Below are 8,707 nucleotides of genomic sequence, written 5' to 3'. Positions count from 1 at the left end.
GCCCTGACAGAGCCACCAGATGGGGAAGAAGCCGCACAATACCGCCACCAGCATGCTGTTACGCATCTCTCGGGCCCGGGTCGCACCGATGAAGACCCCATCCAGCAGGAAGCACCAGACCGCCAGCAATGGCATGACGATCAGCCAGGGCAGCTGGCGATTTGCCTCGGCGATCACCGCCGGAATGTCGGTGATATGGGCGATGAGCCGACTGCCACCCGTAGCAAACAGCAGACTGAAACCAATGGCGATGAGCAGCGCCCACCCCAGGTTCAGCACTATGGCCTCGCGCAGCCCCTGCCGATCCCGCCGACCTATGGCGCGACCCACCATGGCCTCCACCGCATAGGCGAAGCCATCCAGCCCGTAGGAGATGAGCATCAGAAAGTTGAGCAGCACCGCATTGGCGGCCACCGCCACGTCTCCCAGTCGCGCCCCTTGCAGGGTCATGAAGGCGAAACAGAGTTGCAGACAGAGGGAGCGGATGAAGATATCCCGGTTCAGGCTGAGCAGTCTCAGCAAGGCCGGCCACTGACGCCAGCGCTGCCAGGCCCCCTGCCACACTTCGGGTGACAGCCGCCGCAAATGACGGCTCACCAACCAGAATCCGACGCCCAGGGCGCTGTAATCTGCCAGCAGCGAGGCGGCAGCCACCCCTTTCACCTGCCAGCCCAGCCCCAGTACGAACCAGGTATCCAGCGCCATATTGACCAAGTTGGTCAAGATCAGCAGCAGCATGGGGCTGCGGGCATCCTGCATACCCAACAGCCAGCCCATGATCACCAGATTGCAGAGCGCCGCCGGGGCGCTCCAGATCCGTACCGACACATATTCACCGGCATAGCCCTGCACCTCGGCAGAGCCGCCACCGAGTGCAATGAGCGAAGGCAGGAAGGGCTGCAACAGCAGTAGTAAGGCCAGTCCCAGTCCGACGGCGAGGCCGAGTGCCCGCGCCAGGGTGTCGAGCTGGCTGTGCGGGCTGCCGGCACCCTGGGCCTGGGCGGTCAACCCTGTGGTGGACATGCGCAGGAAACCCAGCAACCAGAAGATGAGATTGATGAGGGTCGCCCCGACCGAGACGCCACCGAGGAACCAGGCCTGGCCAAGATGACCGATCACCCAGGTATCCACCAGCCCCAGCAAAGGAGTGGTGATATTGGAGAGCACCATGGGCAAGGCCAGGGCAAACACGGCGCTATGGCGCCGGCCGTCTTTCAACCAAGGCGGGATCAGCATGGCAGCCGCCGCTCGTCTGGCATCACTCGCCTTCCAGCCGCACGATTCTGGCGAAATCGGAGACCAGGGTCGCCATGACCACGTGCGGCACCTGCCCCTCGTTCATCTGGGGACGGAATACGGCCTTCAACTTGCCTTCCGGGTTGATCAGCACGATGGAGGCGGAATGGTCTATCAGGTAATCCCTCTCCCCCTGATCGGCGATGGAGTAGATGAGGCCCAGATTGCGTACAAACGGGAACAGCTTGTCATGGGAACCTGTCGCAGCCTTGAACTCGGGATGAAAAAAGGCGGTATAGGTCTTGAGGCGGGCCACGTCATCCCGCTGCGGATCCGCCGAGATGAACACCACCTGGCTCTCGGATGCGATTTTCTTCAGCGCCGGGTAGACGGAGCGCAGATCCGCCAGCGTAGTCGGGCAGATATCCGGGCAGAAGGTATAACCGACAAACAGAAAGGTCCACTGCCCCAGCAGACTGGCCGGGACAAAGGGCTGACCGTCCTCGTCGGTGAAGGCAAACGGATTGATATCCCGCCCCGCCGGGTAGTAGTCGGCCTGCTCGGGCCGGGAGGGCTGGCTCCAGTAGAATGCGGCCATCATGCCCCCGACCAGCAGCAGAAACAGCAAGGGGTAACGCGGTTTAACCATAACAACAGACCCTTTCACTTCGACATGCCCGCAGACCGGGCCCGCATGGATGACCCATTGTAACCCAGCCAATCCCGGACCGGACCATCCCATGTACCGGGTGCCGGTTTGGCATCCCGCGTCGGGCAGGTGATGACGCTATGGGCAGGTTGTCGGGCAAGCAAGGCCAGAAAACAACAGCCCCACCGTCAGGGTGGGGCTGTCAGCAGCACGCGGGGATATCAGGGTTGCAGCCTGCGCCGCTCATGGGAGCGGTGGGTCAGGGTGCGCAGCGGTATGACGGGGGCCGTCCAGGGAGCCTCCGTCTGTCCCCTGTCGTGATGACTGTGAAACAGACGGACCAGGCGGACAATCTTGTCCTTGGGACAGCCCAGCCAGATGGTCCAGCAGGCGCCCTTGTGATGCACCCAGAGCGCATAGAAACGGGTCATCCGGTTACCCTTGATGAACCGTGTGATGGAAGAAACGGGCGATGCCAGACCCGGATCCCATGGCGAGCTTGAAGCCATACCTGTCCTCCTTGACCATGAGGTCACGCCGACCGGCATCGTCTGCTACCGCGAGGTGGCCAGATCTTGTGACTGCCGCGTGTCGACTGCGTGAGTGTGCCCTCATTCGCCGGACGGTCGTTGCCGTCAGCGCCATGTTGGCCACTCTCCCTTCTTATCCCGCGATATCGCCTCTCTCAGTGGTTGCCATTGCTGTCCAGCGCACATGAGGCTGTTGTCATACATCCCGGCAGCCCTTGGGTTCCTGCCCCACCGGCGAAGTGGGTAAAGAGCGTCCTGCCGAGCATCCGGGGGCAATGCAAGACATTCACTGCCTAACCAAATGATATATCTGAAATGAGTCACCTGCGGCCGTTCGCCGCAGACAAAAATGGCGGGCATCAGGATCTGATTGAAATCATGGGGGAAGAGACACAGAAATGACACGGCCTCCCGCGGGAGGCCGTGTCATGGCAAGGGTGATTACATCCAGTCGGCGTTGCGGATCACGCCGACGGCCAGCCCCTCTATGGTGAGCTGCTGGCTGGAGAGATCCACTGCGATGGGCTCCAGCTCCTCGTTTTCCGGCAGCAGCCACACCTGGCTGCCTTTGCGCTGGAAACGCTTGACGGTGACATCCTCATCGAGACGCGCGACCACCACCTGACCGTTGCGCACCTCCTGGGTCTTGTGTACCGCCAGCAGGTCGCCATCCAGAATGCCGATGTTCTTCATGCTCATGCCCTGCACCCGCAGCAGAAAATCCGCCCGGGGGTGGAACAGGGCAGGATCCACCTGATAATGACTCTCGATGTGCTCCTGCGCCAGGATAGGTTCACCGGCCGCGACCTTGCCGATCAGCGGCAGGCCGCTCTCTGCCAGCACCTCTTCCTCTTCGATCAGCAGACGGATGCCGCGGGACGTGCCCGGCATGATCTCGATGACCCCTTTCTTGGCCAGGGCCTTCAGATGTTCCTCGGCCGCATTGGCCGACTTGAAACCAAGCTTTTGGGCAATCTCGGCGCGAGTCGGCGGCATACCGGTCTCGCTCATGTTCACCTTGATCAGCTCCAGCACTTCGGCCTGGCGGGGGGTAAGGGGTTTCATAACATTGGCACCTGTCTTTTTATACAGCACACTGGCAGTATATACAGTGCTGTGGCCAAGGCAAGGCGCAGCTGACATTTGTCATGGCCTGGCACTCATTTAGCGGTGTTTTGATCCTGCGCAACCGACTCATCGTACCTCTCGGCGACAAGGCGCCGGTGATTTGCTATGCTCATGCCGCATTTTTTCAGAGAGCAGACGCACATGTCCCTTGGACAGAAGATTTCCAGAGCCATCTTGCAATGGCCGGTCAGTGGCTTGGTCAATCACAAGAGCCTGCCGGAAAATCCCATCACCGAGCTCAAGCTGGATCCGGCCAGACCCATCGTCTATGCCCTGAAAACCAGCTCGAGCACCGACCTGATGACTCTGCAACAGTGCTGCGAGGATCTCGGCCTGCCCGGCCCCTTTACGCCGCTGGAGCTGAACGGCCAGTTGTTACCGCGCTACGTCTGTCTGGATCGCCCGCCGCCCCTGTTCGGCAAACGCAACAAGCCACTGCCTTTCTTGCAGGAGTTCCACCAGCTGCTGGATCTGCACAAGCAGGATACGACGCTGGATATTCAGGTGGTGCCCGTCACCCTGTTCTGGGGCCGCGCCCCCGGCCGGGAAGGGGAAGATGCCTCCGGCTGGAACATCATCAGCAGCCTGGCACCGAACCGCCTCAAGAAGGCGCTGATCGTGATCCTCAAGGGCCGCGAGAACCTGGTGCGCTTCTCTCCTCCGCTCTCCCTGCGTCAAATGGCGGACAAGTACGGCACCGACGAGGCTATCGCCCACAAGCTGGCGCGGGTGGCCCGCACCCACTTCAGCCGCCAGCAACTGGCAGCCACCGGCCCCAAGCTGCCGAACCGCAATCTGTTGTTCAAGCAGTTGCTGGACTCCAGCGTGATCCAGCAGGCGATTGAAGAGGAGGCACTGCGCGAGGGAATCAGCCTGGAGAAAGCGCAAAAGCGCGCTCACGGTTACATGGACGAGATCGCCTCCGATTTCTCCTACCGGCTGATCCGCCTCAGTGAAAGCTTCCTCGGCTGGCTGTGGAACAAACTCTATCGCGGCCTCTCGGTCAACGGCGCCGAGAAGGTACGCCAGCTGGCGCAGGAAGGGCACGAGATCGTCTATGTGCCCTGCCATCGCAGCCACATGGACTACCTGCTGCTCTCCTACGTCATCTACCACCAGGGCATGGTGCCGCCCCACATCGCGGCGGGCATCAACCTCAACTTCTGGCCAGCAGGCCCGATCTTTCGTCATGGTGGCGCCTTCTTCATCCGCCGCACCTTCAAGGGCAATCCGCTCTACAGCACCGTATTTCGCGAATACCTGAACCTGCTGTTTGCCAAGGGCTATTCGGTGGAATTCTTTACCGAAGGTGGGCGCTCCCGCACCGGTCGTCTGCTGCCACCCAAAACAGGCATGCTGGCAATGACACTGCAGGCCATGATGCGCGGGCTGGACAGACCCGTGACCCTGGTGCCCGTCTATCTGGGCTACGAGCACGTGATGGAGGTGAACACCTACCACAACGAGCTCAAGGGCAGCCGCAAGGAGAAAGAGAGTTTCCTGCAAGTACTCGGCATCCTGCGCAAGCTGCGCAACTATGGCCGGGGCTTCGTCAACTTCGGCGAGCCACTGACCCTCAACAGCTACCTCAATGAACATGTACCGGCGTGGAAGGCCGATATCGGTCAGGAAGAGCGCCCCGAGTGGATGGCCCCCACCGTCACCCGGCTGGCCGAGCTGCTGATGACCCGCATCAACGGGGCCGCCGCCGTCAACGGCCTGACCCTGAGCGCGCTGGCGCTGCTGGCCGCCGAGCGCCACGCCCTGACACGGGACGAGTTGCAGGCCCAGCTCAACACCTACCTGGATATGCTCAAGCAGGTGCCCTACAGCCCGCAGAGCACAATCCCGGATGAGGATGCCAAGACACTGCTGGATCAGGCAATGGAGCTCAACAAGTTCGAGGTGAGCGAGGACAAGCTGGGCCAGATCATCAGCCTGGACCGCTATCAGGCGATCCTGCTGACCTACTATCGCAACAACATTCTCCATCTGTTCGCCCTGCCCTCCCTGGTGGCGGCACTGATCGAGCGTTGCGAGGGGATCTCCCGCGCTGAGATCGTCGCCCGTTGCGTCGACATCTACCCGCTGCTCAAGACGGAGCTGTTCCTGCGCTACGAAGAGGATGAGCTGCCGGCGCTGGTCGATGCCCTGCTGGCCGAGCTGCTACGCCAGCAGCTGGTCGAAGCGCGCGATGGCGGCTACTGGGTCAATCCGGGCAACCAGATGCGCCTGCTGCTGCTGGCCGAAAGCATTCAGGAGACGCTGCAACGCTACGCCATCGTACTGACCCGGGTGCTGGCCCAGCCTTATATCGAGGCGGAACAGCTGGAAGCAGATGGCCTGATGGTGGCGGAGCGCCTCGGCACCCTGCACGGCATCAATGCACCCGAGTTCTTCGACCAGAAGCTGTTCAGCACCCTGATCCACACGCTGCGCAGCGAAGGCTACCTCTCTCCCGAGAGCAAACCGGATCTGGGCCGCTTCCAGGCACTGGCCGACAACATAGTGCCGCTGCTGAGCACCAAGATCCGCCGTACCATACAGGCGGGCAACCGGCTCTGACAGAGACCGGAAACAAAGAAGGCCGCATGATGCGGCCTTCTTTTTATCCTGACATGCGTCACGGCAACAGGTAGTTGAGCACCAGACCGATGAATACCAGCGCCCCCACATAGTTATTGTTGAGGAAGGCCTGGAAGCAGGCCTCCCGCTGCCGCTCCCGGATCAGCCGCTGCTGGTAGACAAACAGGGCCGCAGCCCCCAACAGCCCCCAGTAATACCAAGCCCCAAGCCCGGTCAACTGGCCCACTGCCAGCAGGATCAACAGGGTGGCCAGCTGCAGCACGCCGATAATCCGCTTGTCGTGGCGGCCAAACAGAATCGCGCTCGATTTCAAGCCGAGCTTGAGGTCATCATCCCTGTCCACCATGGCGTACTGGGTGTCGTAGGCGATGGTCCACAGCAGGTTGGCGAGAAATACCAACCAGACCACCAGTGGCAAGGCGTTGGCCTGGGCCGCATAGGCCATGGGAATGGACCAGGAGAAGGCCATGCCGAGCACCAGCTGCGGGATCGGAATGTAGCGCTTCATGAAGGGGTAGCAGACCGCCAGCAGCAGGGCCGCGAACGACAGGCCTATGGTGAGCGGGTTCATGGTCAGCACCAGCGCGAACGAGATAAGCGCCAGCACGGCAAACAGCGCCAGCACCTCCCGCGGCTTGACCTTGCCCGTGGGCAAGGGCCGACCGGCGGTGCGCTTCACATGGCCATCGAAGTTGCGATCTGCGTAGTCGTTGATGACACAACCGGCAGAGCGCATCAGAAATACCCCCACCACGAACACCAGCAGGGTCCAGAGATCCGGCAGGCCATCGGCCGCCAGCCAGAGCGCCCACAGGGTCGGCCACAGCAGCAGCAGAGTGCCGATGGGCTTGTCGATGCGGGCCAACTGTATATAGGCCAGTCCCCGCTCCTTGGTTAACAAATTCACTCCAGCTCCTTATTCGATGACAGCGAGGGCAAGAAAAGTTCATGGACCAGCAATGGCCATTGCCCAAGAAACAGACGGGAACGACGTCCCCAGACGGTGGCGGCCGGGCACCAGGGATTGCTCGCAATCTCGAAACAGGCCAGTTGCAGGTGATCACGCCGAGCAGGCTTGTCACCGAAGATACGCTCGCCCAGGGGCTGTTCACCCAGCTCACGTAGCCCGCTCTCTTGCAAAGCCGCTTCGGCAAACAGGGTCCAGCCCAGCACAGCCGGCCCACCATCGCCGTGCAGTATCACCTCGCGACACAGGCCCTGGGGGTGCTCGGCGGCCACCAGCTGCAGCTCATCGGCGCCAAGCGAAACGCTGCGGTTACCGAGCAGTTGCACCGAGAAGTGGCGATTGTGGCGACGCAGGCGCCGAGTCATGGAGTCGGCCTCCAGCAACCAGGGCCGCAGTGCCTCTGGCGGCTCGCACTCTGCGGGAGCCCGCCACGGGACGAGCTGGACGAGGGGAACAGTCAACTCGGACTTCACAGCTTCACCATCCGGAGATTTCCGTTATCAGGTTAAAATCCGGTTTATTATCCGTAAATCAATCGAGAATTGTAAGAACATCCGTGCTTGACGGCCCCGATGGCAACATCAAAAATGGGGTATCTGCCGCTGATGAGCCATCGATATGAAGATCTTCAAAATTCTGCTGGTGTTATTACTGAGCTGTGGCGCCCTGCAGGCGCAGGCCTCGTCAGAGAAGGCCCCCCCCGCCGAAGGGGCCGAAGCCGCCAAGCCCGGTTTTTCCTACCACGCCCTCGATCCCGACATCATCACCAACTATCTGAGCAATGGCAAAACCCTTGGCTATATCCGGGTCACTGTGGAGCTGATGGCTGAGAACGAGGCCGATCTCAAGCTGCTGGAGCAGCACGACCCCCTGATCCGCGACGCCATCATACGCCTGATGGGCAGCAAGACCGCCGATCAGATCAAGTCCCTGGTGAACCGCGAGGAGCTGCGCAAGGAGTGCCTGACCCAGGTCAACGAGCTGCTGGTGAAAGAGACCGGCAAGAAGGCGGTACGCGAGCTCATCTTCACCAAGTTCCTCTACCAGTAATCGACATAGTCAAACAATACGGCCACCCCGGGGTGGCCGTATTGCTGTGTTCGAAATGAAAATTGATTACACTAGGCCCCACTGAGTTGTCGAGGTAGTCGGTATGGGCAACAAGACCCTGTGTGAATGGCGTCGCAGCGAGATCCCGAGCGATCTCAAAACCCTGCGCAAAATCGTGCGCAAACCCAAGTTTGTCTGTGGCAAGTGTGCTCGCAGCGCCAATGACAAAAGCTATCTGTGTCAGCCGCTGCGGTTGAAAGAAGAGTAAGACGGGTCATCCCCACCCCGTGACCGGCTATTGATCGATCCAGCCCTGACGCCCTTGTTCGAACAATCTGCGCGCCTGTCCGTCATTGGGGCAAACGCCACGATATTCGCTGCCGGAGCGGCCAGCCAGATAGAGGTGCTCAGGCCGGCAATACCACGCCAGTCCTTTCTGATGCCCCTGTTTCCACAGTTCGACATCCACCTTCTTGCCACACTGCCCCTGATGAAACTCGACCCGTTCAGTGGTAAAGCCCAGCTTGCCATCAGCCTCCCCCACCTCGATCCACACCTTCT

The 8,707-nt window shown here is 61.0% G+C and carries 10 protein-coding genes; 3 read left to right on the top strand and 7 right to left on the bottom strand.

Going from position 1 to position 8,707, the window contains the following annotated elements:
- The 4 genes from AAC083_RS15945 to lexA all read right to left on the bottom strand — a co-directional run.
- A partial coding sequence (locus AAC083_RS15945) for an MATE family efflux transporter (protein WP_108537111.1) occupies positions 1 to 1,236 on the bottom strand: 1,236 nt, incomplete at its 3' end.
- 22 nt (positions 1,237 to 1,258) lie between these two features.
- Positions 1,259 to 1,885, bottom strand: a complete 627-nt coding sequence (locus AAC083_RS15940) for an SCO family protein (protein ID WP_108537110.1) — start codon at positions 1,883 to 1,885, stop codon at positions 1,259 to 1,261.
- 221 nt (positions 1,886 to 2,106) lie between these two features.
- Positions 2,107 to 2,394, bottom strand: a complete 288-nt coding sequence (locus AAC083_RS15935) for a hypothetical protein (RefSeq protein WP_042034820.1) — start codon at positions 2,392 to 2,394, stop codon at positions 2,107 to 2,109.
- Between the two features lie 462 nt (positions 2,395 to 2,856).
- A complete protein-coding gene (gene lexA / locus AAC083_RS15930; RefSeq protein WP_108537109.1) occupies positions 2,857 to 3,480 on the bottom strand; it encodes a transcriptional repressor LexA in 624 nt (207 codons plus the stop codon).
- Between the two features lie 204 nt (positions 3,481 to 3,684).
- Between lexA and plsB the strand changes: the two genes are divergently transcribed.
- A complete protein-coding gene (plsB, locus tag AAC083_RS15925; protein WP_108537112.1) occupies positions 3,685 to 6,108 on the top strand; it encodes a glycerol-3-phosphate 1-O-acyltransferase PlsB in 2,424 nt (807 codons plus the stop codon).
- 58 nt (positions 6,109 to 6,166) lie between these two features.
- Here the strand turns inward: plsB and ubiA are convergent, their stop codons facing one another.
- Together ubiA and AAC083_RS15915 are read right to left on the bottom strand one after the other, a co-directional pair.
- Positions 6,167 to 7,036, bottom strand: coding sequence for a 4-hydroxybenzoate octaprenyltransferase (gene ubiA, locus AAC083_RS15920; RefSeq protein WP_042034817.1), 870 nt, complete (start codon positions 7,034 to 7,036; stop codon positions 6,167 to 6,169).
- Complete coding sequence (locus tag AAC083_RS15915; protein WP_108537108.1) at positions 7,033 to 7,569, bottom strand: chorismate--pyruvate lyase family protein; 537 nt, start codon at positions 7,567 to 7,569, stop codon at positions 7,033 to 7,035. The genes ubiA and AAC083_RS15915 overlap by 4 nt, the downstream gene beginning before the upstream one ends.
- A 145-nt stretch (positions 7,570 to 7,714) precedes the next feature.
- On the opposite strand from AAC083_RS15915, the gene AAC083_RS15910 reads away from it, so the two are divergent.
- Both AAC083_RS15910 and AAC083_RS15905 read left to right on the top strand, forming a co-directional pair.
- Positions 7,715 to 8,146 (top strand): flagellar basal body-associated protein FliL, encoded by a 432-nt coding sequence (locus AAC083_RS15910; protein WP_108537107.1) that lies wholly within the window; start codon positions 7,715 to 7,717, stop codon positions 8,144 to 8,146.
- Between the two features lie 103 nt (positions 8,147 to 8,249).
- Positions 8,250 to 8,414 (top strand): hypothetical protein, encoded by a 165-nt coding sequence (locus AAC083_RS15905; protein WP_108537106.1) that lies wholly within the window; start codon positions 8,250 to 8,252, stop codon positions 8,412 to 8,414.
- A 27-nt stretch (positions 8,415 to 8,441) separates the two neighbouring features.
- On the opposite strand, the gene AAC083_RS15900 is transcribed toward AAC083_RS15905, so the two are convergent.
- Positions 8,442 to 8,707, bottom strand: a 266-nt coding sequence (locus AAC083_RS15900) for a DUF2799 domain-containing protein (protein WP_108537105.1), incomplete at its 5' end; no start/stop codon positions are given.

Origin of the sequence: Aeromonas sp. HMWF014, from assembly GCF_963878295.1 — a bacterium.
Classification (GTDB): Bacteria; Pseudomonadota; Gammaproteobacteria; order Enterobacterales; family Aeromonadaceae; genus Aeromonas; species Aeromonas popoffii.
Note: the sequence above shows the minus strand (reverse complement) of the source record. Positions and strands in the feature narration are given on the sequence as shown.